The sequence below is a fragment of the Janthinobacterium svalbardense genome, from assembly GCF_002327145.1.
In the GTDB taxonomy this organism is placed as follows: Bacteria; Pseudomonadota; Gammaproteobacteria; order Burkholderiales; family Burkholderiaceae_D; genus Janthinobacterium; species Janthinobacterium tructae.
Genome location: NZ_CP023422.1, coordinates 3113258 through 3140176, shown reverse-complemented (window position 1 = coordinate 3140176; position 26919 = coordinate 3113258). Strand labels below are relative to the sequence as shown.

22 protein-coding genes and 2 pseudogenes are annotated in these 26919 nt (G+C 65.7%); 10 read left to right on the top strand and 14 right to left on the bottom strand.

The window, feature by feature from the left end; all coding sequences use genetic code 11:
- Positions 1 to 157 precede the first annotated feature (157 nt).
- Positions 158 to 952, bottom strand: a complete 795-nt coding sequence (locus CNX70_RS14070) for a TOTE conflict system archaeo-eukaryotic primase domain-containing protein (protein WP_096235181.1) — start codon at positions 950 to 952, stop codon at positions 158 to 160.
- A 47-nt stretch (positions 953 to 999) separates the two neighbouring features.
- Positions 1000 to 2511: an MFS transporter gene (locus CNX70_RS14065; protein ID WP_096238459.1), complete on the bottom strand. Its 1512-nt coding sequence runs from the start codon at positions 2509 to 2511 to the stop codon at positions 1000 to 1002.
- A 141-nt stretch (positions 2512 to 2652) separates the two neighbouring features.
- Between CNX70_RS14065 and CNX70_RS14060 the strand changes: the two genes are divergently transcribed.
- Together CNX70_RS14060 and gstA are read left to right on the top strand one after the other, a co-directional pair.
- On the top strand, positions 2653 to 3513 hold the full coding sequence (locus CNX70_RS14060) for a LysR substrate-binding domain-containing protein (RefSeq protein WP_096238458.1): 861 nt from the start codon (positions 2653 to 2655) through the stop codon (positions 3511 to 3513).
- Between the two features lie 99 nt (positions 3514 to 3612).
- On the top strand, positions 3613 to 4227 hold the full coding sequence (gene gstA / locus CNX70_RS14055; RefSeq protein WP_096235180.1) for a glutathione transferase GstA: 615 nt from the start codon (positions 3613 to 3615) through the stop codon (positions 4225 to 4227).
- A 22-nt stretch (positions 4228 to 4249) separates the two neighbouring features.
- Here gstA and CNX70_RS14050 read toward each other — a convergent pair whose 3' ends face one another.
- Positions 4250 to 4573 (bottom strand): PaaI family thioesterase, encoded by a 324-nt coding sequence (locus tag CNX70_RS14050; RefSeq protein ID WP_425269244.1) that lies wholly within the window; start codon positions 4571 to 4573, stop codon positions 4250 to 4252.
- Between the two features lie 61 nt (positions 4574 to 4634).
- Between CNX70_RS14050 and CNX70_RS14045 the strand changes: the two genes are divergently transcribed.
- The 4 genes and pseudogenes from CNX70_RS14045 (at position 4635) to CNX70_RS14030 (ending at position 8415) form a co-directional block, all read left to right on the top strand.
- Entirely contained in the window at positions 4635 to 5741 is a 1107-nt protein-coding gene (locus CNX70_RS14045; RefSeq protein ID WP_096235179.1) for an acyl-CoA dehydrogenase family protein, read from the top strand.
- A gap of 373 nt (positions 5742 to 6114) precedes the next feature.
- Positions 6115 to 6948, top strand: coding sequence for an HDOD domain-containing protein (locus CNX70_RS14040; protein ID WP_244199153.1), 834 nt, complete (start codon positions 6115 to 6117; stop codon positions 6946 to 6948).
- A gap of 92 nt (positions 6949 to 7040) precedes the next feature.
- Entirely contained in the window at positions 7041 to 7472 is a 432-nt protein-coding gene (locus CNX70_RS14035; protein ID WP_096235178.1) for a hypothetical protein, read from the top strand.
- Positions 7472 to 8415: pseudogene (locus tag CNX70_RS14030) on the top strand (DUF2145 domain-containing protein). The gene CNX70_RS14035 and the pseudogene CNX70_RS14030 overlap by 1 nt, the downstream one beginning before the upstream one ends.
- On the opposite strand, the gene CNX70_RS14025 reads toward CNX70_RS14030, so the two are convergent.
- The 8 genes from CNX70_RS14025 to CNX70_RS13990 all read right to left on the bottom strand — a co-directional run bounded on the left by CNX70_RS14025 (position 8412) and on the right by CNX70_RS13990 (position 20901).
- Positions 8412 to 9701, bottom strand: coding sequence for a glycosyltransferase (locus CNX70_RS14025; protein WP_167389660.1), 1290 nt, complete (start codon positions 9699 to 9701; stop codon positions 8412 to 8414). The pseudogene CNX70_RS14030 and the gene CNX70_RS14025 overlap by 4 nt on opposite strands.
- A 163-nt stretch (positions 9702 to 9864) precedes the next feature.
- Positions 9865 to 10164, bottom strand: a complete 300-nt coding sequence (locus tag CNX70_RS14020; RefSeq protein ID WP_096235176.1) for a hypothetical protein — start codon at positions 10162 to 10164, stop codon at positions 9865 to 9867.
- A 47-nt stretch (positions 10165 to 10211) separates the two neighbouring features.
- Positions 10212 to 10841, bottom strand: a complete 630-nt coding sequence (locus CNX70_RS14015; RefSeq protein ID WP_096238455.1) for a Rossmann-fold NAD(P)-binding domain-containing protein — start codon at positions 10839 to 10841, stop codon at positions 10212 to 10214.
- Between the two features lie 45 nt (positions 10842 to 10886).
- Positions 10887 to 12167, bottom strand: coding sequence for an arsenic transporter (locus CNX70_RS14010; RefSeq protein ID WP_096238454.1), 1281 nt, complete (start codon positions 12165 to 12167; stop codon positions 10887 to 10889).
- Between the two features lie 133 nt (positions 12168 to 12300).
- The gene (locus CNX70_RS14005) at positions 12301 to 15063 is read right to left on the bottom strand and encodes a heparinase II/III domain-containing protein (protein WP_167389659.1); all 2763 of its coding nucleotides are present in this window, start codon (positions 15061 to 15063) and stop codon (positions 12301 to 12303) included.
- 163 nt (positions 15064 to 15226) lie between these two features.
- Positions 15227 to 16594, bottom strand: a complete 1368-nt coding sequence (locus CNX70_RS14000; protein ID WP_096235174.1) for an efflux transporter outer membrane subunit — start codon at positions 16592 to 16594, stop codon at positions 15227 to 15229.
- Positions 16594 to 19740: a multidrug efflux RND transporter permease subunit gene (locus tag CNX70_RS13995; protein WP_096235173.1), complete on the bottom strand. Its 3147-nt coding sequence runs from the start codon at positions 19738 to 19740 to the stop codon at positions 16594 to 16596. Before CNX70_RS13995 ends, CNX70_RS14000 begins: the two co-directional genes overlap by 1 nt.
- Before the next feature lie 33 nt (positions 19741 to 19773).
- Positions 19774 to 20901 carry an efflux RND transporter periplasmic adaptor subunit gene (locus CNX70_RS13990; protein ID WP_244199152.1) on the bottom strand — a complete coding sequence of 376 codons (1128 nt, stop codon included), beginning with the start codon at positions 20899 to 20901 and terminating at the stop codon, positions 19774 to 19776.
- A 163-nt stretch (positions 20902 to 21064) separates the two neighbouring features.
- Here CNX70_RS13990 and CNX70_RS13985 point away from each other — a divergent pair, with 163 nt between their 5' ends.
- Both CNX70_RS13985 and CNX70_RS13980 read left to right on the top strand, forming a co-directional pair.
- A complete protein-coding gene (locus CNX70_RS13985; protein ID WP_096235171.1) occupies positions 21065 to 21811 on the top strand; it encodes a response regulator in 747 nt (248 codons plus the stop codon).
- Complete coding sequence (locus CNX70_RS13980) at positions 21811 to 22896, top strand: ATP-binding protein (protein WP_096235170.1); 1086 nt, start codon at positions 21811 to 21813, stop codon at positions 22894 to 22896. Before CNX70_RS13985 ends, CNX70_RS13980 begins: the two co-directional genes overlap by 1 nt.
- Here CNX70_RS13980 and CNX70_RS28890 read toward each other — a convergent pair.
- Positions 22897 to 23568: pseudogene (locus CNX70_RS28890) on the bottom strand (LysR substrate-binding domain-containing protein). It abuts the gene before it with no gap.
- Here CNX70_RS28890 and CNX70_RS13965 point away from each other — a divergent pair.
- Together CNX70_RS13965 and CNX70_RS13960 are read left to right on the top strand one after the other, a co-directional pair.
- Positions 23567 to 24001, top strand: coding sequence for an aldo/keto reductase (locus CNX70_RS13965; RefSeq protein WP_244199151.1), 435 nt, complete (start codon positions 23567 to 23569; stop codon positions 23999 to 24001). The pseudogene CNX70_RS28890 and the gene CNX70_RS13965 sit on opposite strands and share 2 nt — an antisense overlap.
- Positions 24002 to 24108: 107 nt before the next feature.
- The gene (locus CNX70_RS13960) at positions 24109 to 24747 is read left to right on the top strand and encodes an NAD(P)H-dependent oxidoreductase (protein WP_096238452.1); all 639 of its coding nucleotides are present in this window, start codon (positions 24109 to 24111) and stop codon (positions 24745 to 24747) included.
- Between the two features lie 56 nt (positions 24748 to 24803).
- On the opposite strand, the gene CNX70_RS13955 is transcribed toward CNX70_RS13960, so the two are convergent.
- Positions 24804 to 26111, bottom strand: a complete 1308-nt coding sequence (locus tag CNX70_RS13955; RefSeq protein WP_096235167.1) for an ATP-binding protein — start codon at positions 26109 to 26111, stop codon at positions 24804 to 24806.
- Positions 26111 to 26773, bottom strand: a complete 663-nt coding sequence (locus CNX70_RS13950; protein WP_167389658.1) for a response regulator — start codon at positions 26771 to 26773, stop codon at positions 26111 to 26113. The genes CNX70_RS13955 and CNX70_RS13950 overlap by 1 nt, the downstream gene beginning before the upstream one ends.
- Positions 26774 to 26919 lie beyond the last annotated feature (146 nt).

Below are 26919 nucleotides of genomic sequence, written 5' to 3'. Positions count from 1 at the left end.
TGAACACGATGCTTGTCCTGGCTGTTCATTGCTAACATGAGCCGAGAGCGGCCGTGGAGAATAGCAAATTGCCGGCAAGAAAAATACATACATTGTCACATCAGTGAAAATATCCACTGCGGGCCGCCTGCTTCCAGCACCTGCGAGCGCCCCCCCGCTACGGCAACATATGCCGCAAGGTCGGCTCGATATTACGCGCATGCAGCCAGCGCACGATGTCTTCCAGGGTGGCGTCCTGCAGCAGCAGGCCTGGCGCAGTGGCGGACGTTGCCACTGGCAATGCGGTGGCGACGGGAGCGGGCACGGCGACAGCCAGCCCCGCATGTCCCTGCAATTTCGCCAGCGCCTGCGCGAACTGGGCCGGGTTGATGCTGCGCAAGCTTTCCAGGAAGCCCAGCTGGCCGGCTGGCGGCGGCGGCATGTCCAGGCCCGGCTCGTCGACGAAGGCGGCGCCCATGCTGGGGTGAATGAAGGCGGCCCACTTGCCCGATGAGTGCAAGCACGGCGGCAGCGCCACCTGTTCCACGTAGTCTGGCGGCGCGGCGGCGAGGATGTCGGCCGAAGCGGGCAAAAAGGTCGAGCGCAGCAGCTGCACGAACTGGCGCGCCTGGGCGACGGGCACGGGCGTGGCCAGCGACAGCCACAACTGGAACGCCGTGCCCGAGATGCTGACGGCAGGCGCCGGCAAGTCCAGCTCGTGCTGCACGGCATTGGCGATCGTGCACAGCGCGCTCCAGTGCGCTTCGCCGCCGCCCTTGCCGCCAAACTCCAGCACCAGCGCGCGCGTCAGGCCGCTACTGGTCACGAGTTCCACGCCCACCGTCTGCTCGCCCGACAGATGGCGCGCCAGCACGGCCGGCATCAAAGGCTGCGCGCCACCCTGCGCATCGACGTAGTGCTGCTGTTCCTCGAACAGGTACAGGCGGGTGAGTTCGGAAATCAGTTTATGCATGAGCGGCCTCGTAATGACGTTGAGCAACACTTGCCAACGTGCTCAGATTATAGCCTCCCTGCCCTAAGCGCACCCTCCCGCCCGGCGCCAAATACCAGCCAGCTGGCCACGGCGAACAGGCAGGCGGCCACGCCGCCGTACAGCATTACGGCGCCAAATCCCTGTGCCAGCGCCAGCTTCGCCACGCCGGCCGGCAGCGCGCCGGCGCCCTTGCCTGCCGATAAATCCTCCGCCATGGCGCGCAGTACCGCCGCATCAATCCCGGCAGGCACATGCTGGCGCAAGGCGGACTGGATGGCTTCGACGAGGATAAAGCCCATCAGCGCGATATTCACCGACAGGCTGATCATGCGCGCGCTGATGTCGATGCTCGACGCCATGCCGGCCCTCTCGCCGGGCACGGCGGCCGTCGTCGTGTTGGTGACGGGCGTGTTGGTCAGCCCGAGGCCCGTGCCGGCCAGCAGGCAGCCGGGCAAGATCGTCAGCCAGCTGGCAGCGTCCGCATGGCTGCCCCATAACATCAGCAAAAAACCTGCGCCGATGGCCAGCAAGCCGGCGGGAATGACCGCATCGGCCCGGTAGCGCAGTGCCAGCCGCTCGGCCAGCGGCGGCATGAGCAAGGTCGGCAAGGTGTAGGCCAGCAGGGTCAGGCCCGTGCCCAGGCTGCTGTAACCGAGACCATGCTGCACGTATAGGGGCAGATAAATCATGAGCGGCCAGAAACTGCAGTTCATGCCCGCCGAACCGAGCAGCGCACCCGAGAAACGGCGGATGCGAAATACACTGAAATCGATCATCGGTTCAGGCTGGCGCCGTTCGATGACGGCAAACGCGGCAAAACCGGCCAGCGCCACGGCCAGGCTGGCCACGCTGCGCGGGTCGGCGACACCCAGGGCAGGCCCCTGCGTGATGCACCACGCCAGGCTGAACACGGCCAGCGACAGGGTGGCGATGCCGGCCACGTCCAGCTTGCGCCGCTGCGGATCGCGCGATTCGCTCACGCCCAGCGCCACCAGCAGCAGGGCCGCCAGCGCCAGCGGCCCGTGCACGAGAAATACCCATTGCCAGTTTGACAGCGCGACGATGGCCGCGCCGATGATGGGGCCGAAGCCCAGGCCCAGGCCAAACACGATGCCCCAGGCGCCGAACGCCCGGCCCCGCGCGGCGCCGGCCGGAAACTGCTGCGACAGCACGGCCACCTGGCAAATCAGCATAGCACCGCCGGCCGCGCCCTGCAGCGCACGCGCAGCGATCAGCACGCCGGTGCTGCCGGCCCAGCCGCATGCGAGCGAACTGAGGCCGAACAGCGCCAAGCTGGCGAGCAGCAGGCGCTTGCGGCCATAGCGGTCGGCCAGGGTACCTGTCGCCATCAGCACGGTGGTGCAAGCCAGGGTGTAGGCGTTCATGATCCATTGCAAGTCCTTGAAGTCGCCATGCAGCACCGTTTCCAGGGTGGGCAGGATGACGGGCACGCTGGAAATTTCCAGGCCGAACATGAGCGAGGCCAGGCACACGGCGGCCAGGGTCAGTGCGTTTTGTTGCGTAGTAGTCAGGTGCATCGAAGCCTTGATGTCGGTAGTCATGGAGCGCGCGTGGAGACGGCGCACTGCGAGCCAGCATTCTAGAAAGCCTCGACTCATGAGGGAAATGATAAAATTTTGTACAATTCATTCATTTTCATCATGAATCACGGGAACCTCATGGACTTCGATACCGCCCTGCTGCGCGCCTTGGTCGCCGTAGCGGACACGGGCGGCTTTACGCGCGCCGCCGAACGGCTGCACCTGAGCCAGTCCGCCATCAGCCACCAAATCCGCCGTCTGGAAGAACAGGCCGGCGCCGCGCTGCTGCTGCGCACCACGCGCAGCCTGCGCCTGACGGAAGATGGCGAGGATTTCCTGCGCCACGCGCGGCAGATCCTGGCGGCCCAGGATGCCCTGTCGCGGCGCTTCCAGCGTTCCTCGATTGCGGGCGCCGTGCGCTTTGGCGTGCCGGAAAATTTCATGGGTGCGCGCCTGCCGGCCCTGCTGGCGCAGTTCGCGCACCTGTTTCCCGCCGTGCGCCTGGATGTCACGGTGGGCACCTATCTTGACTTGCAGAAACTGGTCGCCGCCGATGCGCTGGACCTGGCCGTCGTCATGGCCCTGGCCGGTGGCCAGGATGACGCGGCCATACTGCGCCGCACGCGCTTCGTCTGGGCGGCCGCGCAGGATTTCCGCCACGACGGCGCGCTGCCGCTGCCGCTGGCGTTTTCACCGGCACCGTGCATGCACCGGCAAGTGGGCGTCACTGCCCTCGACGGCGCCGGCCTCGACTGGCGCGTGGCGTTCACCTCGCCCAGCCAGCAAGGCTTGCGCGCCGCCGTGCTGGCCGGGCTGGCGATCACGGCCTTGCCGCAGGGCGACCTGGAAGCGGGAATGGTCGTCGTCGATGGCCAGCATGGCTTGCCAGCCCTGCCCGCCGCCCAGTTCCAGCTGCTCTGGCGCGCCGCCAGCACGACGGCGGCGGCCGAAGCGTTCGGCCAATTGCTGCGCGAGTGGTCAGCCGGGGCGGCGGCCTGACAGCCCCAGCAGGCAGAAATAGTCACCACGCGAACACGTGTTTACCGTGCGGCGGCGCAGGACTATAGTGGCTGCTTTCCCACCTGTTCAAGGATCGCCATGAAACTCTTTTACTCGCCGGGCGCCTGCTCGCAGGCACCGCACATCATCCTGCGCGAAACGGGCACGCCGTTCACCCTGGTGAAGGTCGACCTGGGCCAGCACAAGACGCAGGAAGGCGGCAATTACTACGCACTCAATCCAAAAGGCCAGGTGCCGCTGCTGGCCCTCGACGATGGCAGCACCTTGAGCGAAGGCCCCGTCATCGCCCAGTACATCGCCGAACAGGCGGGCAGGCAGGATTTGCTGCCTCCCGTGGGCAGCTTTGCCCGCTACAAGGTGCTGGAATGGCAGAATTACATCACCTCCGAGCTGCACAAATCGTTCAGTCCCCTGTTCGATCCCCGCTACGACGCCGCCACCAAAGCCTTGTTCATCGAGCAACTGGGCAAGAAATTCACATGGGTGGACAGCCGCCTGCAAGGCCAGGCCTACCTGACGGGCGACACCTTCACCGTGGCCGACGCCTATCTGTTCGTCATCACGGGCTGGGCGCCGCGCGTGGGCGTGGATTTGTCGGGCCTGGCCAACGTGCAGGCCTTCCTGGCAAGAATGGCCCAGCGCGACAGCGTCAAGGCTGCCTGGGAAGCGGAAGGACTGGCCAAGGCAGCTTGAGCGCCGTTGCCCGCTGCACGGCTCAGGCTTTTTCCGACTTGCCGTGCATCACCATGATGGTTTGCTGCATCAGCGCACACAGTGTTTCCCGGCCATCGCGCACGGCGAACACTTCGGCCTGCGTGACGATCAGGGTGCGGCCCGGGCGCACCACCTTGCCACGCGCGATCAGTTTCTCGCCATCGGCAGGCGCCAGCAAATTCATCTTGTATTCCACTGTCAGCACGGATGCGCCGTCCGGCACCATGGTCATGGCCGCGTAGCCGGCGGCAGAGTCCGCGATCATGCCGACCACGCCGCCGTGCACGAAACCGTGCTGCTGCTCGATGCCGCTCCAGTGCGGCAAGTGCCCGGTACACGCCCCGCTGTGCGAAAATGCCCGCCTTCGCCATTGCCGGACTTTTCCCATGCCGCACGCTGCCCTCGCCCCCCTTGCCCCCCTTTCCGAGCGCGACGCGCGGCGCATCGCGCGCCATGCGCCGGCGGCCGACGCCGCCCGCTGTTTGCATCCGGCCCAGCAGGCCTTGCTGCACCGGCGCGGCTGGCTGACCATGCTGGCGCCGCGCAGCGCGGGCGGCGCCGAGCTGCCCTTGCCGCAAGTGGTGCGCCTGGAAGAAGCCGTGGCCGCCATCGATGGCAGCATGGGCTGGGTGCTGACCCTGTGCGCGGGCGCGGGCTGGTTCGCGGGATTTCTGGCGCCCGACATGGCGCGCGCCATCATCGGCACGCCGCGCGTTTGCCTGGGTGGCAGCGGCGCGGCCACCGGTTTTGCCGAGGAAGAAGGCGACGGCTACCGCATCACCGGTAGCTGGGACTACGCCAGCGGCGCGCCCATGGCGACCCACTTCACCCTGAACGCCCGGCTGCAGCGCGATGGCCAGCCCCTGCTCGATGTGCAAGGCCAGCCGCGCATCCGCGCCTTCCTGGTGCCCGCCGCCCTGGTGCAGCTGGTGCCCTCGTGGAACAGCCTCGGCATGCGCGCCAGCGCCTCGTACAGCTACCGCATCGACGCAGAATGGCTTGCCAAGGAACATGGTTTCACCATCGATGCGAGCACCGCGACGGCCGACGGCCCCCTGTACCGCTACCCCTTCTATTCACTGGCCTACGTGACCCTGGCCGCCAACCTGGCCGGCATGGCCGCGCATTTCATGCAACTGGCCGAGGAATGCATGCGCCACCGCCGCCATGCGCGCGCCGGCCTGCCCCTGCTGGACGTGCCGGACGTGGCCGGCATGCTGCAAGACAAAAAAGACAGCTGCGCCGCCGCTCGCGTGCGTTTTTACGCCGTGCTGGACGCCAGCTGGGCGCAGGTGGCAGGCGGCGCGGTGCTGGACGACAACGCCATGCAGGCCGTGCAGGCCGCTTCGCTGGCCCTGGTGGCCGCATGCCGCGCCGCCGTCGATGGTCTGTATCCATATTGCGGCCTGTACGCGGCCCGCGAAGACAGCACCATCAACCGCGTCTGGCGCGATTTTCATACGGCCAGCCAGCATGCATTGCTGCTGCCCTGACAGGTGCATGGCTGAAAAGGCAGCCATGCACCATGCGGGCCGGATTGCCTGATAATATGGGTAATGCCGTTCAGATAGCGCCCCTACGCGACCAGTAGAGCTGCAAAACGGATTAAAGCCCCAGTCGCCCGCACAGGTGTACCGGGCCAAGCGAGCCTGAAAAATGTCGAAGGCAAGGCGCAGCGACGAAGACAGTACGCATGTACGGCGAGGAGCTGCAACGCCGCCATCGGCATTTTCTCGGGCTCGCGTCTCCGGCCCGCCATTTTTACGTTTTTACGCCCGACACCTTTGCCTTTCAATACGTCGGACAGCTTAACTGAACGGCATTACTGATAATATGGGGGCATTGCTACTTCTCGCTACCCACTCCATGCACGTCAACACCCTCAGCAGCCTGGCACAACTATTGGCCAGCGCCGAAACGGAAACCCTGGCCTTTCCCACCAGCATCAATACGGCCCTGCTGCTGCAAAAGGAACTGGCCAATCCCGATTGCCACTCGTCCGATATCAGCCGCCTGCTGCTGTGCGAACCGACCTTGTCGGCGCGCGCCGTGGCGCTGGCCAATTCGGCCATGTTCGCGTCCGGCCAGACGCCCGCCATCACCAGCGTGCGCGCCGCCGTCGAGCGGCTGGGCCACCGCAACCTGTATGCACTGGCGACGGCGGCCGTCATCCGCCAGCTGAACGCGGGCATCCGCGACGAAGCCTTGCGCGCCCGCGCCACCCAGCTGTGGGCGCACACCGTGCACGTGGCGGCGCTGGCGCATGCGCTGGCCGGCGCCGTCACGCACACGGATGCCGATACGGCCCTGTTCGCCGGCATCGTGCATGAAGTGGCCGGCTTTTACATGCTGGCCCAGGCCGACAAGACCCCTGGCCTGTACGCCCAGCTGGAAACGCAGATGGCGTCCACGCTGGAAGTGATCGGCCGCGCGCTGATGCGCCAACTGGGCGTGCCGCTGCCCGTGGCCGATGCCGTCAACGCCTTGCCCGGTTCGACCATCATGCTGCCGCCCGAAGGCTTGCGCGACACCCTTCTGCTGGCCAAGGCGCTGGCGCCCGTCCCTTCGCCGCTGCCGCAGGCCAGCGTCACCGTCAGCGCGCCGCTGCAAGCCTACCTGGAGCACGATCCCGTGCTGCAGGTGCTGCGCACGCAGCCGTCGGCCGAAGCGAAGGGCCTGATCGAGGTACTGCTCAGCTGATAGCCGATCTGCTATCATGGCGCAGGCCGGGATGGACCCGGCCCGCTTTCATTGATGTGCACTGGAAAACTGCCTTGACTATCTCCCTACGCATGCTCGGCCTGGCCGCAGCTCTGACCGTGGCGTGCAACGCCAACGCCGACAGCTTCGTTTCCTCGGCCTCCAGCGCAGGCTCCCAGTCGAGCGGCAGCATTTCCGATTCGCTCAACGGTTCGAGCAACAGCTCCTCGCGCGACAACAAGGTAGCCAATGGCCCTTACCGCATCATCGACGTGGCCGCCCTGCCGGGCCGCGACGGCATGACGCGTTTGACCATGCAAGCCGACGCCACGGCATCGCCGCTGGTGCTGGACTTGCCGCAAGCGGCGCTCGACAAGCAGCAACTGGCGCAGGGCGACGTGGTGCATGCGCAAAACCGCGCCTATGGCATCGAATTCTCGCGCAACGACACGCGCGCCGCCTTCTTCCTGGTGCTGGCCGACGACTGGTACGGCGAAATGGCCACGCGTCCCGTCAGCCTTTGATTCGTTTTCTCCCGCGCCGCCCGGCACTGCTGCTGGGCGTTTTCGCCATCTTCAACGCAGGCGCCGCCCAGGCAGGCACCTCGCTCGCCTCGTCGCGCTTTTGCGACCGCGCGCAGGAGCTTACGGCAACCGAGCAGGATCGGCTGTTGCGCTTTGCCGCCGTCGTGCGCGAGGAACTGGCCGCCAGCGAAGGCAGCGTGGCCCTGATCAGCCGCTCCGGCCTGGACCTGGCGCGCTTCGGCATCCGCTATTCGCACGCGGCGCTGGCCTGGCGCCACGACAATGACAATGGCTGGTCCGCACGCCAGTTGTACTACGCCTGCGACGAAGGCCGCCCGCGCATCTTCGACCAGGGCACGGCCGGTTTCGCCATGGGAACGGCAAACCCATCTCTTGGCTATATCTCGCTGGTGAAACTGCCGGCGGAAAGCGTACCGCCCCTGCGCCGCGCCCTGCTCGACCCCGTGCGCGTGCAGCAATTGCTGGCGGGCCGCTACAGCGCCAACGCCTACGCCTTCAGCCTGAAATACCAGAATTGCAATCAGTGGGTGGTGGAATTGCTGGCCTCGGCCTGGGGCGAGCTGGCCGAGGGCGGAGACTTGCGCGCGCGCGCCCAGGACTGGCTGCGCGCCGCGCCTTACAACCCCCTGCCGTCGACGTGGGTGCGCGCTGGCTGATGCTGGGGTCGATCTTCGTGCCCCTGGTGCACATGGACGACCACCCGCCGGCAGCCATTGGCACGATGCAGCTGGCAGTGAGCCTGCCGGCCAGCCTGGAAGCGTTCGCGCGCCAGCGCCTGCCCGCCAGCGAGCGCGTGGAAATCTGCCACGACGGCAGGCAGGTGGTGGTGCACCGGGGCTGGGAACCCATCGCCGACGGCTGCGTGCCCGGCCCGAACGACCGGGTCATCGCCCTCGACGATACGCCGCACAACATTCCCTAAGCAGTCTGGGTGGCGAGCGCCGCTTCGACCTGATCGAGCAAGTGTGCTGGCTCCAATCCCTGCCCCATCCGGCGGGCCACCTCGCCGCACGCCAGTTGGACCTCGGGCGCGGCCAGCAGGCGCGCCAGCTGCCGTTGCATGCGCCCGGCCGACAAACGCCTGGCCAGCAAGACATCGCCTATCCCGAGCCGTTTGATCCTCCAGCCATTGTCGAACTGGTCGTAGGCGAACGGCACGATCAACTGCGGGATGCCCGCGCGGAAAGCGTCTGCGCTGGTGCCGATGCCGCCGTGGTGCACCACGGCCGCCACGCGCGGCAACAGCGCCGCAAACGGCACGTGCGCCTGCCACATGATGTTCGGGGGCAAATGCTGCGGCACTTGCGCCGCATGGGGCGTGAGGAACAGGCCGCGCCGTCCCAGCCGCCGCAACACTTCCAGGGCGATGCTGAAATAGCGCTGCGCGTGCTGGTGCCCGGTACCGGGCGTAAACACGATGGGCGGCTCGCCCTCGCCCAGAAAGCGTTCCAGCTCCGGCGGCAGCGCCGCAGCGCCATGCGGGGCGGCGCCGGGGAAACCGGTTTGCACGAAATGCGCTGGCCAGTCCGCCTGCGGGGCGGCGAACCAGGCGGGAAACAGCCCCAGCGAGGCATGCGGCGCGGCCAGCATGTGCGCAAAAAAATGCGCTTCGGGCTTCAGCCCGTACTGCGCGCGCGCCCCGTTCAGGCCGGGCAGCAGCACCGGGTCGACCATGCTGCGGTGGAGCAGCCGCCACAGGGCCTGGCGCCAGGCCAGCGGCACCCAGGCGGGAATGCGCAGCGAGCCGGCCGCCAGGAAATCATGGCTGCTGCACAGGTTCGATGGCGCCAGATACGCCGCGACGATGCGCAGGTCCGGGCGCACGGAGCGTGCCAGGGCGGCCATCGGCACGAGGAAGGGGTGGCACAGCACCACGCACTCTTCACCGTCCGGCAAGCCTTGTACCACGTCGCGCAGGGCGCCCAGGTACGGCACGAGGCCGCGCCACACCACGCCCCAGCCCTTGCGCTCATCCCACAGGCCCGGATCGGCCAGCATGGCCTGCCCCTCTTCCTGCGTGCCGAAGGTGCGATACGCCAGCCCTGAGGCCAGCGCCGCCGCTTCCTGCCAGCCTGGCACCAGCAGCAGCACGCGCCGCCCCCGTTGCTGCAAGCCCTGCGCCAGCGCGATAAACGGTTGTATGTCGCCGCCGGTGCCGCTGCTGGCGACGATGACGAGCGGCGCAGGCGTCAGATGGCCATCAGGCATGCCGCCCTCCGTGCCTGGTGCAGGTGTGCAGTGCAACATCAGACAAGAACGTAGGGTACATGGGCATCTTTCCTGGTTGAAACACCCACCGATGGTAAGCGATGAAGGTTAGCATTTCAATCAGTATTTGACCGCCGCTTGACGCCATGCCTGCCTGCGGTCGCTACGCAGGCAGTTGCAACAGCATGTCCCACTGGTCGATGCCGGGCCCGAAGCCGAAGCGTGCATAAAACTGCTGCGTATGCTCGCTGGTATTCATGGTGAGCCTGGCCACCTGCGTATGGCCGCCGCAGGCGACGATGTTACCGTCGCGTTCGATGAGCAGATACGGCTGCGTCGATGCTTCCAGCCAGGCGGCAAAGCCGGCGCGCTCGGACGGGTCGAAAAAGCGCGGCGTGTTGCCGTCGAAGAGGGCCAGGCAGGCGTCGCGGTCGCTGGCCGCGTAAGGACGTACTGTTTGCATTTTCCGTACTCAAAAGAACATGAACGCCGATGACAGGCGATGCGCATTCATGCCAGCTGTTCCGGGCTGACGACATGCACGCCCGGTGCGCCGGCCAGCGCCGCTTCCAGCAGGGCTTGCGCGATGCGCGGCGCGGGATTGATGCGCCAGCGCGCCGGCAGCACGGGCCCCAGCACGCGCAGCAGGCGCAAGGCGGCGCCCTCGCCCGCGCGCGCCACGTCGCGCTCGCCGCCGATCAGGCCCGGCCGCACGTGCGTGAGCGAGGCAAAACCCAGCTGCTCCAGGTCGCGTTCCAGCTCGCCCTTGACGCGGTTGTAGAAGATGCGCGAAGCGGCGCTGGCGCCGGCGGCCGAATTGAGCGCATACGTGCGCGTGCCGGCCGCCAGCGCCAGGCGCGCCACGGCCAGCGGATAGTCGTGGTCCACGCGCAAGAAGGCCTGCCGCGTGCCGGCCACCTTCATGGTCGTGCCCAGGGTGCAGATGACGGCATCCGCCTGCCACCACGGTGCATCGGGCGGCAATTGATCGAAATCAACGAGGGGCGCGTGCAGTTTCGCATGGGGCGGCAAGGCCTTGCGCACGGGCGCCACGATGGCCGCGACGCGGGTGTCGGCAAGCGCCAGGCGCAGCACTTCGCGGCCCACCAGACCGGTGGCGCCCACAAGCAGTAATTTCATGGCTTTCCAGTTAAAGTTGCTGTCAGCCACCACCATACACGGAACTCAGGACAAGCGCAGCGCCAGCGCCGCCAGGGTCAGCAGCAGCACGGGCACGGTCAGCACGATGCCGACACGGAAATAGTAGCCCCAGGAAATGTGAATGTTCTTGCTGTCGAGTACATGCAGCCACAGCAAGGTGGCCAGGCTGCCGATGGGCGTGATCTTCGGTCCCAGGTCGCTGCCGATGACGTTGGCGTAGATCATCGCTTCGCGCACGGCGCCCTGCGCCGTCGTCGGGTCGATGGCCAGCGCGCCCACCAGCACCGTCGGCAGGTTGTTCATCACGGACGACAGCAAGGCCGTCAGCACGCCCGTGCCCATGGCCGCGCCCCACACGCCATACTGGGCAAAGTGGTTCAGCATGCCCGTCAGGTACGCCGTCAAGCCCGCATTGCGCAAGCCGTACACGACCAAATACATGCCCAGCGAAAAGACGACGATATGCCACGGCGCATGACGGATCACGTGGCGCGTGGAAATCACGTGGCCCTTGCCCGCCACGCCCAGCAGCAGCGCGGCGCCCACGGCGGCGATCAGGCTGATGGGCACACCCAGGTGTTCCTGCGAGAAAAAGCCCACCAGCAGCAGCGCCAGCACCAGCCAGCCGGCGCGGAAGGTGGACAAGTCGCGGATGGCGGCGTCCGGGCGCTTCAGTTGCGAGGCATCGTAATCGCGCGGGATATCCTGGCGGAAAAAGAGCAGCAAGACGCCCAAGGTGGCGGCCACGGCGACGACGTTGACGGGCACCATCACGGAAGCGTACTCGGCAAAGCCGATCTTGAAGAAATCGGCCGAGACGATATTCACCAGGTTCGACACCACCAGCGGCAGGCTGGCCGTGTCCGCAATAAAACCGGCCGCCATCACGTAGGCCAGGGTGGCCCTGGCGGAAAACTTCAGCGCCCGCAGCATGGCGATGACGATGGGTGTCAGGATCAGCGCGGCGCCGTCATTGGCGAACACGGCGGACACCAGCGCGCCCAGCAAGACCAGCAGCACGAACAGTTTTCTGCCGCTGCCGCCGCCCCAGCGGGCCACGTGCAGCGCGGCCCATTCGAAAAAGCCGGCCGCGTCGAGCAGCAGGCTGATGATGATCACGGCGATGAAGGTACCGGTGGCGTTCCACACGATATGCCAGACGACGGGGATGTCGCCCCAGTGGATGACGCCGGCCAGCAAGGCGACACCAGCGCCGATGACGGCGCTCCAGCCGATGCCCAGGCCGCGCGGCTGCCAGATGACCAGGGTTAATGTGGCGAGAAAGATCAGGAAAGCGGTCAGCATGCGGCGAGGTTCCGGATAAGGCGGCAAGGCGCGCAATAGCGCCTGGGCCGGTGAATGGATGCAATGATTCCATAATACTGGAAATATCAAATAGAATCAAAGCAATGATTCACCTGCCAGGCAGTCGCTGCAGTTACTCGGATAGCTGCACCGCCTTTTTATCGAAGATGAACCAGCTGGTATCGACCTTGACGAGCAGCTTGGTCGGCGACAAATACTCGGCCGTCACGGAAACGGCATTGCAGTCTTCCTTCAAGACGATCAGGCTGGCCAGGGAATTGCTGCGTATATTGGTCTTGTACGCGGTGTGGTATTGCTCAGGTTCGCCTGCCGGCCATGTCAGTTGCGCATTCTTTGCCACCTTGGACATCTTTTCCGGTACCGCATACTTTCCGTCATATCCGTGATAGTTGACGCAGACGCTGACGCCATCGCCCGCATTGACCTTGAATTCACGCGCCCCGATGTCCACCGGCGCCACCAGCGTCTGGTAATTCATCTGCCAGCGGCGCTTGGTCGCACTCTGCGCCCAATCGTAAATCAGGGCCACGCCTGCCTTGGCGTTATAGGCGACAGTACGCACCGCCCCTTGCAGCAAGGGATTCCACACCGACGTATTTATGTCGCGGCTGCGGTAGGCGGCTGTGGCGTCCCCGGTGGCAACCGACCAGTCGCTCGTCTCGGCCGCATAAAAATTGATCAGCCTGCCATGTGGCTGCCTGTAAAACAGCGGCGCGCCCGGCGCAACAGGGCTTGCCGCCGGCTCGGCCTGGCCTATGCCGGCGTCGTTATGCCCTGCCCCCGCATCGAACGTCAGCGCATTCTTGTAGCGCGTGGCGCGCCTTATCCGCTGCTCCTGCACAAGACCATAATTTTCATAGATGCCGCCGGAAATGAAAATACTCTTGCCTTTTGACACAAAGGTAAAAGCATTGTTGTCCGCATGGCTGTGGTTGATCGCGCCAAGACGGCTGGAACGGAAAAACAGGCTCGAGCGCTGCGGATCGGCCGTATCGGAGTGCATGGCAACCACACCCGCATCCTCGAACAGATACGTTCGTTTCAATGCGGGAAGCACGGCGGGTTCAACGGGCGGCCTGAGTGCTGTCAGGAAATAATGCTGGAAGGGCAAGGCCAGCGACTGGGTCTGCTCAATATTGTCACGGTAATACCATTCGTCGACAGGGTTTTGCGATACCTGGGCGAACAGGCGGTAGGAGTTCCAGGCATAGGATTCATAATGTCCCGTGTGGTTGCTGCCGTCGCCGAATGCGCTGCGCACCTTGCTCGAGCGGTCCCGCACCGTGTGCGCATGGAAATTGTCACCAAACTGCCGCAGCGCGGGGATACGGCTGATATCCACGTTGGCCATCAACAGATACGAGGCCATGGCCGGCGCATAGGAGTTGAGCGCATACCACGCATAACTGACGCTGTTGCCAAACGCGCTGTCCGTGCCGCCGCCCCACGTGCCGGAACTCGTGATCAGCGTTTCCCAGGCTGCGGAGAAACGGTCAAACGGCGCCAGCGGCTTGTTGTTGGCATCGCAGGACTTGTCATATTGCGCGCCCTGTTCAAACGTGACATCGCCGAGCGGTCCCTGCCCGACGGCGCCAGCCGACAGCATCAGGGTTTGCACCGCATAGTAGGCGGAGGCCAGCACATGGGAGTCATACGGATTGCTACGCAAACCTGCCTCCATCTTGTACATCAAGGGATTGAGCCGTGCGTTGATCGCATTGATGAGCACATAGCGGTCCGCCCCGGTCATATTGTAGTAAAGCATGTCCAAGCCTTGCGCCAGGGCGACCATGATCTGCATGTTGGCCTGATCCTGCTGGCATTCGCCGGTCACGCCGTCCGGCGCCCAGCTGGCCAGTTGCAGCAGGCGGGCAATGGCCTGCGCGTGATAGCGCTGGTCGCCCTTGACCAGCGCCGCCACGGCCAGCCGCTCTATTCCCTGCGCCGCCCTGAACGATGCGTCCTCGATAGTGCTTTCCCCCTGCCCGGCGGTGGGCTCTGCAGGCATGACGTATTGTTCATTGGCCAATACCTGCTCCGCCTCGGCCAGATACGTTTCGTAGGATGCTGCCAGGGGACTTGCCTGCACGGCGGCGTGGATGGCCGACATTTGCATGACTTGGCCATTCCCCGACAGCGGAATCAGACGTGGATGCAAACGCTGTCCGATCCTGGCCATGACTTCGGCAGCGGTGGGCAGGTCGGGCAGGTTGTCGACAGCATTGCCGTCGAAATGAAAACGCCGGACCTCGCCGGACCTGCTTTGGCCGCCCGGCAGGCGATACTCCACCTGCCACGTGTACAGCCCCGTTTCGTTCAACAGCTCGGGAAGAATCAGCGACGTGCGCGTCGTGGTAATGCGCAATGGACTCTTTCCACTGGGAAAATTGACCGTCAAGACCATCTCTGCGACGTCATAAACATCAGGCCAGACAAACACGGGATTGCGCACTTTCACGGACGTACAGTCGCGCGGCTCGATGCGGGCATACTCATGCTCCACGACAAAATCGGCTTCCTGCACGGGTTTGCAGCCGGCCGCGTACGATTCAGAAATATAGTCCTTGTCCAGCACCACCCCGGCAGACAGTTCGATGCTGCGCGTGGCCGTTTCCGGCTCGCCGGGAGTGCTGGCCGTCAGGGTATGGCGCAGCGTGGAAGCATCGCCAGCGGCATACCTGACGATCTGGCTGTTGCCGCTGACCGGCACGCCATTCAGCATGACCGTGGCGGCCCCGCTCACCTCCCAGTGCAGGCGCACAGGCTGGCCTTCCACCACCTTCAGATGATCGGCATCGAATGCCAGGATCGTGGGCGCAGCGTGCGCTGCGCCTATGCAAACAGATAACAATAGCGCGACATGGGGCTGACGCATGCAGACTCCTTTTGAATGGTGGACCAGGAAACACACCATCCCGCATCGAATACAGAGGAATAGCGATGTTATTTCAATAATAACATCAAAGCGGCAATACACTTGTTATTTTGAAATCATTCCATGCTCCATACACGTGCCCCGATGCATTGCCATGACGAATTCACCTACTCCTCCAACCCTCCCCCAGCGCCTTGTACAGGGCCACGGCCGACTTGAACTGGTCGCGCCGCGCGTCGAGCAGGGCTTGCTGCGCCGCATACGACTGGCGCTGCGCGTCGAGCAATTCCAGCCGGCTGTCCTGCCCCGCGTCGTAGCGCAGCTGCGACAGGCGCTGGCGCTGGCGCGCCGCCACCACCACGCGTTCTTGCGCATCGATCTGCTGCGCATACGTGGCGCTGCCGGCCAGGCCGTCGCGCACTTCGCGCAAGGCCGTCTGGATCGCCTGCTCATATTGCAGCACGGCCACGTCCTTGCGCAGGCGCGACAATTGCAGCTCCGCGCGCAACTGGCCGCCCTGGAACAGCGGTTGCGTCACTTGCGGCGCAAACGACCAGCTGCGCGCGCTGCCGCGGAACAAGTCACCGAGTTCCGGACTGGCCAGGCCCAGCTGCGCCGTCAGCGACAGACGGGGGAAGAAGGCGGCGCGGGCGGCGCCGATTTCCGCATTCGCCGCCACCAGCGCGTATTCGGCCTGCAAGATGTCGGGCCGGCGCGCCAGCAAGTCCGACGGCAGGCCCGGTGGCAGCTGCGTCAGCACGGGCTGGCCGTCGAGCGGCCGGCCAGCGGGCAAATCGGCCGGCAACGGCGCACCCAGCAGCAATTCCAGGTTGTTGCGCGCCAATAAGCTGGCCCGCTCGCGCGCCTGCACGTCCGCTTCCGCCGTGGCCGCCTGCCCTTGCGCTTGCGCCACGTCCAGGCCGCTGCCCTGCTGCGCGCCGTGCAGGCGCTGCGTCAGCAGCAAGGCCTGGCGCCAGTCAAGCAGGGTTTGCCGCGCCAGCGCCAGCTGTTCCTCGGCCAGCCGCTGTTCCAGATACGCATCGGCGACGGCCCCGATCAAGGCCATGTGCGCGGCGCGCTGGCCCTGTTCAGTCGCCAGGTAGCGTGCAAACGCGGCGTCCGACAGCGAGCGCAGGCGGCCGAACAGGTCGATCTCGAACGCGCTCATGGCGATGCCGGCCGTGAACGTGTTTTGCACCTTGGCATCGGCGCCGCGCTGGCGCACGCCGCCCGCATTCGCGCCGATGGCCGGGTAGCGGCCCGCATCCTGAATCTGGTACTGGGCCCGCACGGCTTCCACGTTGAGGGACGCCACGCGCAAGTCGCGGTTGTTTTCCAGCGCGATACCGACCAGACGCTGCAGGCGCGCATCGAGCAGCATCTGGCGCCAGCCCAGGTCGGCGGCACTGCTTGGCGCGGAAACCTCGCCATAACTGGCGGGGATGGGCGCCGCCGGCTTGACCAGCGGCGGCGTCAATGAACAGGCCGACAAGGCCAGCGCGGCCAGGGGCGTGATAAAAATCAAACGCATTACAACTCTCCTTCCACCGCCTCGATGGCGGTGCGATTACTGCGTTTGTTGAAGTACGTGCCCATCTTGTCGACGGCGCCCAGCACCACGACAAAGAACACGGGCACGAAAAACACGGCCAGCACGGTGGCGGTGATCATGCCGCCGAATACGCCCGTGCCGATCGCATGCTGCGTCTCGGCGCTGGCGCCCGTGGCCAGCATCAGCGGCACCACGCCCAGCGCGAAGGCCAAGGACGTCATCAGGATAGGACGCAAACGCAAGCGGGCCGCTTCCACCGTCGCCTCGACCAGCCCACGCCCTTGCGCCTGCAACTGGCGCGCATATTCGACGATCAGAATCGCGTTCTTCGCCGACAGGCCAATAATCGTGATCATGCCCACCTTGAAGAACACGTCGTTCGGCATGCCGCGCAACATCACGGCCAGCACGGCGCCCAATAGCCCCAGCGGCACCACCAGCATCACGGAGACGGGAATCGACCAGCTTTCATACAGGGCCGCCAGCACGAGGAAGACCACCAGCATCGACAGCGCCATCAGCATCGGTGCTTGCGAGGCCGATTCCTTCTCTTGCAGCGACTGGCCCGTCCACGCCAGCGCGAAGCCCGGTGGCAGCTGTTTCACCAGCCGTTCCATTTCCAGCATGGCGTCGCCGCTCGACACGCCCGGTGCCGCGCTGCCCGAAATGCGCGCCGCCGGATAGCCCTGGTAACGCACCAGTTGCAGCGGCGACTCGCTCCACACGGGGCGCACCAATTCGCCCAGGGCCACCATGCCGCCCGCGTTATTGCGAATGCGCAAGGCCAGCACGTCGTTCAACTGCATGCGCGACGGCGCATCGGCCTGGATGATCACCTGCTGCATGCGGCCGGCGTTCGGAAAATCGTTGACATAGGTCGAGCCCATGGCCGCTGTCAGCATGTCGGCAATGGCCGTAAACGACACGCCCAGCGCCTCGGCCTTGGTGCGGTCGATATCGAGGCGCACGCTGGCGCCGGGCGGCAAGCCGTCCGGATACACGCCCGCCACCTTGGCGCTTTGCGCAGCCAGGCCCAGCAACTGGTTCTGCGCCGCCTGCAACGCTGCGATGCCCTGGCTGGCGCGGTCTTGCAGGCGCAGGGAGAAGCCGGACGAATTGCCCAGTTCATCGATAGCGGGCGGCATCAGGCTCATGATCACGCCCTCCTTCGCCTGCGCCATGGCTTCCTGCGCCAGCGCCACTTCTTCCTGCGCCGTGGCGCCATTGCGCTGTTTCCAGTCCTTCAGCATGGTGAACGCCAGGCCCGCGTTCGGCCCCGCGCCGGAAAAACTGAAGCCGAGGATCGACTGGTTCACCTCGATGCCGGGCCGCGTGGCCACGTGCTGCTCGTACAGTTTGACGACATCGAGCGTGCGCTCCATGGTGGCGTCGGACGGCAGCTGGATCGAGGTGATGAAGTAGCCCTGGTCTTCTTCCGGCAAAAAGGCCGACGGCAGCTGCATGAAGACCACGCCCAGCGCCGCGACGATGGCGCCATACACCACCATCGAGCGGCCCGCGCGTTTCAGCATCGCCACCACGCCCTTTTCATAGCGCGCCGTCATGCGGTCAAACTGGCGGTCGAACCACAGGAAAAAGCCCTTCTTTTCATGATCGTCCGGACCAATCGGTTTCAACATGGTGGCGCACAGGGCCGGCGTCAGGGTCAGGGCCAAAAACGCCGAGAACAAAATCGACACGGCCATGGCCAGCGTGAACTGGCGGTAAATGGCGCCCACGGAACCGCTGGCCAGCGCCATCGGGATGAACACGGCCGTCAGCACCAGGGTGATGCCCACGACCGCACCGGTGATTTCGCGCATGGCTTTTGACGTCGCTTCCTTCGGCGACAATCCTTCCGTCGCCATCAGGCGCTCGACGGCTTCGACCACCACGATGGCGTCATCGACGATGATGCCGATGGCCAGCACCATGCCGAACATGGTCAGCACGTTGATGGAATAGCCGGCCAGCAGCATCACGGTAAAAGTGCCCATCAGGGCAATCGGCGCGACGATGGCGGGAATCAAGGTGTAGCGTATCTTTTGCAGGAACAGATACATGACGAGGAACACCAGCACCATCGCCTCCAACAGCGTGACGATGACCTTTTCGATCGAAATTTTGACGAACGGCGCTGTATCGAACGGCACCGAATACTTGATCCCGGCCGGCATGGTGTGCGCCAGTTCGGCCATGCGCGCACGCACGGCGGCCGCCGTCTGCACGGCGTTGGCGCCCGGCGACAGCATGATGGCGGCGCCCGACGCGGCTTGCCCGTTTTCGCGGATGCTGAAGTTGAAGCTTTGCGCCCCCAGCGAGACCTTCGCCACGTCGCCGATGGTCACTTTCGAACCATCCGCATTCGCGCGCAGCACGATGGCGGCAAATTCGGCCGGCGTTTGCAGCTGGCCCTGCACCGTCAGCGGAATGGTCACGCGCTGGCCTTCGACGGCCGGCGAATCGCCCAGGCGACCCGGCGCGATCTGCGCATTTTGCTGCGCAATGGCGGCCGTCAACTCGCCCATGGCGATGTTGTACGACACCAGCTTGGCCGGGTCGACCCAGATGCGCATGGCCCGCTCGGAGCCGAACAGCTGCACCTTGCCCACGCCGGGAATGCGGCGCAGTTCTTCCGTCACGTTGCGCGCCAGGTAGTCGCCCAGCGCCACTTCATCATGCTGGCCATGCTCGGAAATCAAACTGACGATCATCAAAAAGCCGGACGACGCCGATTCCACCGTCAGGCCATTTTGCCGCACGGCTTGCGGCAGGCGCGGCTCGATGGCTTTCAGGCGGTTTTGCACGTCCACCTGCGCCATTTCCGGATTCGTACCGGGCTGGAAGGTGACAGTGATCGAGGCCGAACCCGAGGTATCGGTGGACGACTCGAAATACAGCAGGTGCTTGACGCCCGACAGTTCGCGTTCGATCAGGCCCACCACGGAATCGTTCATGGTTTGCGGCGTGGCGCCGGGATAATTGGCGATGATGCTGACGCTGGGCGGCGCCACGGATGGGAAGCGCGCAATCGGCAATTGTGGTATGGCGATCAGTCCGAACAGGACGATGAAGACCGCCACCACCCACGCAAAGACGGGGCGGTTGATGAAAAATTGAGGCATGTCGTTAGGCTTTCATTGTATTCAAAGTGGGCATCAACGGGCCTTGGCGGCAGCCGCCGTTGCCACGACAGCCGGCTTCCACGCCTGCGGCGCGGCGGTGGCGCCCGGCTGCAAGCGTTCCTGGCCTTCGATGACGACGGTATCGCCCGCCTTCAGGCCGCCGTTGACCACGTACTGGTGCTCGACCACGTCGCCCACGGTAATGGTTTTCAGGCTGGCTTTGTGCGCACCATCGAGCACCCACGCCTGGGCCTGGCCATCGCTGCTGCGCAAGACGGCCTGCTGCGGCACGAGCACGCCATTGGCTTGCACGGCGCGGGCGATGCGGGCGCGCACGAACATGCCGGGCAAGAGCTGGCGCTGCGGATTGTCGACCAGCACGCGGATGACGGCGTCGCCCGTGCCCGCATCGACACTGATGCCGGAGAACAGGATGCGCCCCATGACGGGATGCGGCTGGCCGTCGGCGCCCAGGATTGTCACGGGCAGCTTGTCCGCGCCTCCGTTACCGGAGGCTTGCAGCGCGGCCAGCGCGGCGGCCGGCTGGCGCACGTCGACATACACCTTGTCGATCTGCTGGATGCGCGCCATCGGCGTGGCATCGGCCAGGCCCACCAGCGCGCCTTCCGTCACCAGCTCGGAGCCGATGCGCCCGGCAATCGGCGCCTCGATGCTGGCAAAGGCCAGGTCCAGGCGGCGCCGCGCCAGGCTGGCGCGCGCCTGCGCCACGGTGGCCACGGCTTGCTCGCGCTGGGCCACGGCATCGTCATACGCCTGGCGGCTGATGGCGTCCGCCTCCACCAGCGGTGTTAACCTGTCGGCCTGGCTGCTGGCGCGCTTCGCCGTCGCCACCGCGTGCTGCAGCGCGGCGGCGGCCGAATCGACGTCCGCCTGGAATGGCGCGGGATTGAGCTGGAACAGCTTCTGCCCCGCCTGCACCTCGGCGCCCTGTTCGAACTGGCGGCGCAGCACAATGCCGCCTACCTGCGGGCGGATGTCGGCCGTGCGGAAGGCCGCCACCCTGCCCGGCAATTCGTCGCTGAGGACCACGGGCGCCGCTTGCAGCTTGAGCACCGTGACAGCGGCGGGCGGCGCCGCGCCTTCTTGCGGCGCGGGTTTGGAACAGGCGGCAAGGCTGAGCAGTGCCGCGGCGATCAACATGTTTTTCCTGGTGAGGTACTTTACTGGCATGACTTTTCTCTATGACTGATCCCAACCGGCGGTCCGGTCGACAGATAGGCGCAGCATAAAAGCCTTGCGTGGATATTCCGTCAAAGAAATGTGGAGATTCGATGGAGATAAAGAAGAATGCTAGACTATTTGGATGAACTATCATCACAGCGCCAGCCAGCCCTCCTTCCTTGCCACCACACCGCCTTCCGCCCTCGTCCTGATTGCCGAAGATGAACCGCAAATCGCCCGCATCCTCGCCGGTTACCTCGAGCGCGACGGCTACCGCACGGCTTTCGCCCTCGATGGCCAGGAAGCGCTGCAGCAGCACCTGGCGCTGGCGCCGGACCTGCTGCTGCTCGACGTGCAAATGCCGCGTGTCGATGGCTGGGGCGTGCTGGCGGAAGTGCGGCGGCGCGGCGAAACGCCCGTCATCATGCTGACGGCGCGCGACCAGGATGCCGATAAACTGGCCGCCCTGCGCGTGGGCGCCGACGACTACATCATCAAGCCCTTCAATCCAGCCGAAGTGGTGGCGCGCGTGGCGGCCGTGCTGCGCCGCTCGCGCGTGCGCCACCACCCGGTGGGCGGCCAGCGCCTGCGCTGCGGCCCCATCGAGATCGACCAGGAAACGTATGTGGCCAGCGTGCTGCGCGGCGGCGCGCCCGTGCCCTTGAGCCTGACCTTGACGGAGTTCCGCCTGCTGGCGCATCTGGCGCGCACGCCACGCCGCGTCTGCAGCCGCCTGGAATTGCTGGAGTCGTGCATGCCCGAGAGTAACTCGATGGAACGCACGGTGGACAGCCACGTCAGCAAGCTGCGCAAGAAGCTGGAAGAAGCGGGCGTGATGCACATGCCGGCCAGCCTGCGCGGCGTGGGCTACCGTCTGGAAAGCGACTGATGCGCTTCACGGGCCTGAACCGGCAGATCATCCTGTCGATGTCCGTGCTGATGGTATGCAGCATCCTGATCATCTGGATCGGTTCCTGGACCTTCTTCGCCATCGCCTTCAAGATCGATCCCGAGATGCTGTCCGAACCGGACGACTGGTCACCCAGCACCGTCGAGTGGCTGTGGATCTTCGCCATCACCATCTTCGGCTTGCTGCTGGCCGCGTTCTTCGCCATCAAGCTGGCGGCGCGCATCTTGAAACCGATCAATTCCGTGATGGACAGCGTGCGCCGCGTCGCGCATGGCGACCTGTCCGCGCGTGCCTTCGCCGGTGACCGCAGCCTGGGCGAGACGGCCATGCTGGTCGATGATTTCAACAGCATGGCCGAGCGCCTGCAGCGGGCGGCCAAGGAAAGCGAAACGTGGAATGCGGCCATCGCGCACGAATTGCGCACGCCCGTGACGATCCTGCGCGGCACCTTGCAGGGCGTCGTCGATGGCGTATTCAAGCCCGAGGAAGTGCCGTTTTCCAGCCTGCTGGCGCAAGTCGAGGACCTGGGCCGCCTGGTCGAGGACTTGCGCACCCTGAGCCTGGCCGACAGCGGCCACATGCAGCTGCGCATGGCGTGGACGGACCTGACCCTGGAAATCGAGGAAGTGGGCCGGTTGCTGGCGCAAGAGATGGAAGCGGCGGGTTTTAGCCTGCAATTGCACCTGTCCGACCATCCCGTCTGCTGCGACGCGGCGCGCATCCGGCAAATCGTGCTGGCCCTGCTCGACAACGCGCGCCGCTATGCGCATCCGGGCCTGCTGCGCGTGCGCACCCGCGTGCTGGCCGGCCAGTACTACCTCAGCGTCGAGGATGCGGGCCCTGGCATTGCCGAGGAACTGGCGCAGCACGTGTTCGAGGCGTTTCGCCGCGGCGACAGCGACGGCGGCGACCTGCATGCGGGCAGCGGCCTGGGCCTGGCCGTGGTCGAAGCCATCGCGCGCGCCCACGGCGGCAGCGCCGCCTGCACGCGTGGCAAGGCGGGCGGCAGCGTGTTTACCGTCAAGTGGCCGGTCGAGCACGGCGCGCCGCCGGCCGCCGGTTGACTATATCGCTGGCGCGCGCAGCATGTCGACAAAGGCGCGCAGCACGGGCGGCATCTGCCGCCGGCTCGGGTAGTACAGGAAGTAACGGGACGGCGGCGGCAAGCAGCGCTGCAGCACGCACGCCAGACGCCCCGCCGCGATATCGGCACGCGCATCGGCCGCGTACACCTACGCCAGTCCCGCGCCATCGCGCGCCGCGTGCAGCATCAGTGCATCGTCGTCGAACACCAGCGAGCCGCCCACGGCGATGCTGACGGCTTCCCCCTCATGCTCGAACTCCCACGCATACTGGCGCCCGCTGGGGAAACGCCGGACTATGCAGGCATGCGCCAGCAAGTCGCGCGGCGTATTTGGTGCGCCATGCGCCGCCAGGTAAGCGGGCGACGCCACCACCACGAACGGTTGCGGCGCACCCACGGGCACGGCAATCATGTCGGCCGCCACCTGCTCGCCAAAGCGGATGCCCGCATCAAAACCATCGCGCACGATATCGATCATGCCGTCATCGGTGACCACGTCCACCTGCACGCGCGGATAACGGGCGACAAAACCGGCCAGCATGGGCGCCAGCAGCAGCCGCGCGGCCGGACGGGGCACGTTCAGGCGCAGCTTGCCTGCAGGCACATCCTGCAAGGCGCTCAGGTCCAGCAAGGCATCATCGATTTCGCGCATGGCCGGCGTGCTGCCCGCCTGCCATGCCCTCGGTATCGGTTTCGTACCCTACAGCCCGCTGGGCCGGGGTTTCCTGACGGGCCAGCTCACCTCCGGCGCCGCACTGGCGCCCGACGACTACCGCCACAGCCTGCCCCGCTTTCAGCCGCAGGCGATGGCGGCAAACGCGAACATGGTGGCCGAACTGCAGCGCCTGGCGGCGGCGCGCGGCGCCACGGCGGCCCAGCTGGCCCTGGCCTGGCTGTTGGCGCAAGGCACTAACATCGTGCCGATACCCGGCGCCCGCAGCGTGGCGAACCTGGAAGAGAACGTGGCCGCCGCGCAGATCGAATTGAGCGACGCCGAGCTGGCCGCCATCGGCGCCGCCTTCGCAGCCGCCAGCGTGCACGGCGCGCGCTACCCGCAGCATGAGCTTGCCATGCTTGGCCTGTAGACAAGAATGCTTGGGTGCTTTATACCAATTCTTTGCCCCCTTGCACTTGAAATGCCTGAATCCGCTATCATTTCCAATCTGAACTATTCATTATGAAAGAAATTGACATGTCCGCACTGCTCGAAACACTGCAATGGCGCTACGCCACCAAGAAGATGGACCCGACGAAAACGGTGCCGCAAGACAAGGTCGAGCGCATCCTGGAAGCCGTGCGCCTGACGGCCAGCTCCAGCGGACTGCATCCTTACGAAGTCTTCGTCGTGACGAATCCGGCCCTGCGCGAGCAGATCAAGCCGCACGCATGGAACCAGTCTCAGGTAACGGATGCCTCGCATCTGCTGGTGTTTGCCGCCTGGGACAATTACACGGTGGAACGCATCAACGCCCGCTTTGACCTGGTCAACGCCGTGCGCGGCTTCAAGAATGAAGGCTGGGAAGCGTACCGCCAGCAGATCCTGGCCACGTATCCGCAGCGCGACGCGGAAACCAACTACCAGCACGCGGCGCGCCAGGCGTATATCGGCGTGGGCACGGCCCTGATCGCCGCAGCGCAGGAAAAAGTCGATTCGACGCCGATGGAAGGCTTTGACCCGGCCAAGGTCGATGAAATCCTGAACCTGCGCGAAAAAGGCTTGCGTTCCGTCGTCATGTTGCCGCTCGGCTACCGCGCCGACGAAGGCGACTGGCTGGTGGACCTGAAAAAAGTGCGCCCTGCGCGCGAGCAGTTCATCACCGAGCTGGCGTAAGCGCCCCGAGCGTGACTGAAAAGCGGATGCCGGCGACGGCAGCCGCTTTTTTGCATTCAGGCGGGCTGCGGAAAGCGCACCGTCACCTGCAGTCCCCGTCCCGCCGCCCCATCGGCGAGCGCGATATCGGCCCGGTGGTGCTCGGCGATATGGCGCACGATGGACAGGCCCAGGCCGCAGCCCCAGGCGTCGTTGCCGTCGGGGCGGAAGAAGCGGTCGAACAGGCGCGCATGGTGCTGCTGCGGCACGCCGGGGCCATTGTCGGACACGCGCAGCAGGGGCCGGCCATCTTCCAGCGCCGCCTGCAAGTCGACCCTGCCGCCCTGCTGCGTGTAGCGCAAGGCGTTATCGATCAGGTTATTCAGCAACACTTGCAAGCCATCGGGATCGGCCTGCACCAGCACCGGGGCCGGCAGGGTTTCCACCACGCCCAGGTCGATGGCGCGGCTGTCGGCCAGCGCGCTGTGGTCGGCCACGGCCGCTTCCAGCAACTGTCCCAGATCCACCGTTTGCAGCTGGCTGGCCGTCAGCGCCGTTTCATGGCGCGCCAGGCTGAGCAATTGCCGCACCAGGTGCGTGCTGCGGTCCAGCCTTTCGTGCAGCCGCGCCAGCGCCACGCGGCGTTCTTCCTCGCTGCCGGCCCGTTCGGCCACCTGCAGCTGCAGTTTCAGTGCCGTCAGCGGCGAGCGCAATTCATGTGCGGCATCGGCGACAAAGGTGCGCTGCGCCGTCAGCGCCGCCTCGAACTGCCGCATCAAGCCATTCAGCGCCAGCGCCACGGGCCGCAGTTCGGGCGGCATCTGCTGCGCCTCCAGCGGCGTCAGGGCGTCCGGCGAACGGCCCGCCACGGATTCGGCGAGCCGGTGCAGCGGTGCCAGCGCGCGACCCACGACGGCGACGATCAGCAGCGCCAGGATCAGCGCGAACACCAGCAGGGGCGCGCCGGCGCGCATGGTCATTTTCCAGGCCAGCTGGTCGCGCACAGCCTGCGCCTGCGCCACCTGCACGTAGCGGCCGCGCCGCGTCTCGCCGTACAGGCGCCAGTCTTCACCGCGCAACGTGACATCGGCAAAGCCGGCCAGTGCATAGCGCGGCAGTACCGGCTGGTCCGGCAAGACGGGCAAGGGCTGCCCATCCTCGTCCCACGCCTGCAGCACGAACGCTTCTTCCGGCTCTTGCGCGACCGGCGAGCCCGATTGCGGCTCGAACTCGTCGGGCAAGGCCAAGGCCAGCTGGCGCAGCTGCAAATCGGCCAGCTCATTGGCTTCTTCCAGCAGCGAGCGGAACAGCGAAATGCCGGCGCCGAGCACGCACAGCAAGGTGGCAGCCAGCAAGCCGAGCAGCAACTGGCGGCGGATGGTCATCAAGTTGCCACCCGCATCTTGTAGCCCACGCCGCGCACGGTCTGGATGCAGTCAGCGCCGAACTTCTTGCGCAGCTGGTACACGTACACGTCGACGGTATTGCTTTCCACTTCGCTATCCCAGCCGTACAGCTTTTCGCCAAGTTGCCGTTTCGACACCACCTTGCCCGGATGGTCAAGCAAGGCGCGCAGCACGGAAAACTCGCGTGGCGGCACCTTGATCAGCTCCCCCTCGAACGTGACGTCGTGGCTGGCCAGGTCCAGGGTCAGCGCGCCATGCTCGATGACGGAGCGCGAACGGCTGACCCGGCGCCGCAGCAGCGCGCGTATGCGCGCCAGCAATTCATCGAGGTCAAACGGTTTCACCAGGTAATCGTCGGCGCCGCCGTCGAGCCCTTCGACGCGGGCCCGCGTGCCGTCGCGCGCCGTGATGATCAGCACGGGCAACTCGGCGCCCCGCGCGCGCGTGGCGCGCAGCACGTCCATGCCCTCCTTGCCTGGCAAACCCAGGTCCAGCAGCATCAGGTCATAGGCAAAACCGGCCAGCGCCAGCTCCGCATCGTGGCCGTCGCGCACCCAGTCCACGGCATAGCATTCGCCGCGCAAGCCCTCGACCAGGCTTTCCCCGATCATCGGATCGTCTTCCACCAGCAACACGCGCACCCTAGCCCTCACAATCGCACAAATTAGCGACATCTTACCTTGGCTGGCGCAAGCCGGCTTGGCGCTGGCTGCGCTACCGCGGCCATCCGCGCCAGGTGGCAAGGGTTGCCAATGTTCCTGTACGCCTAAACAGCCTCCTCCGGATG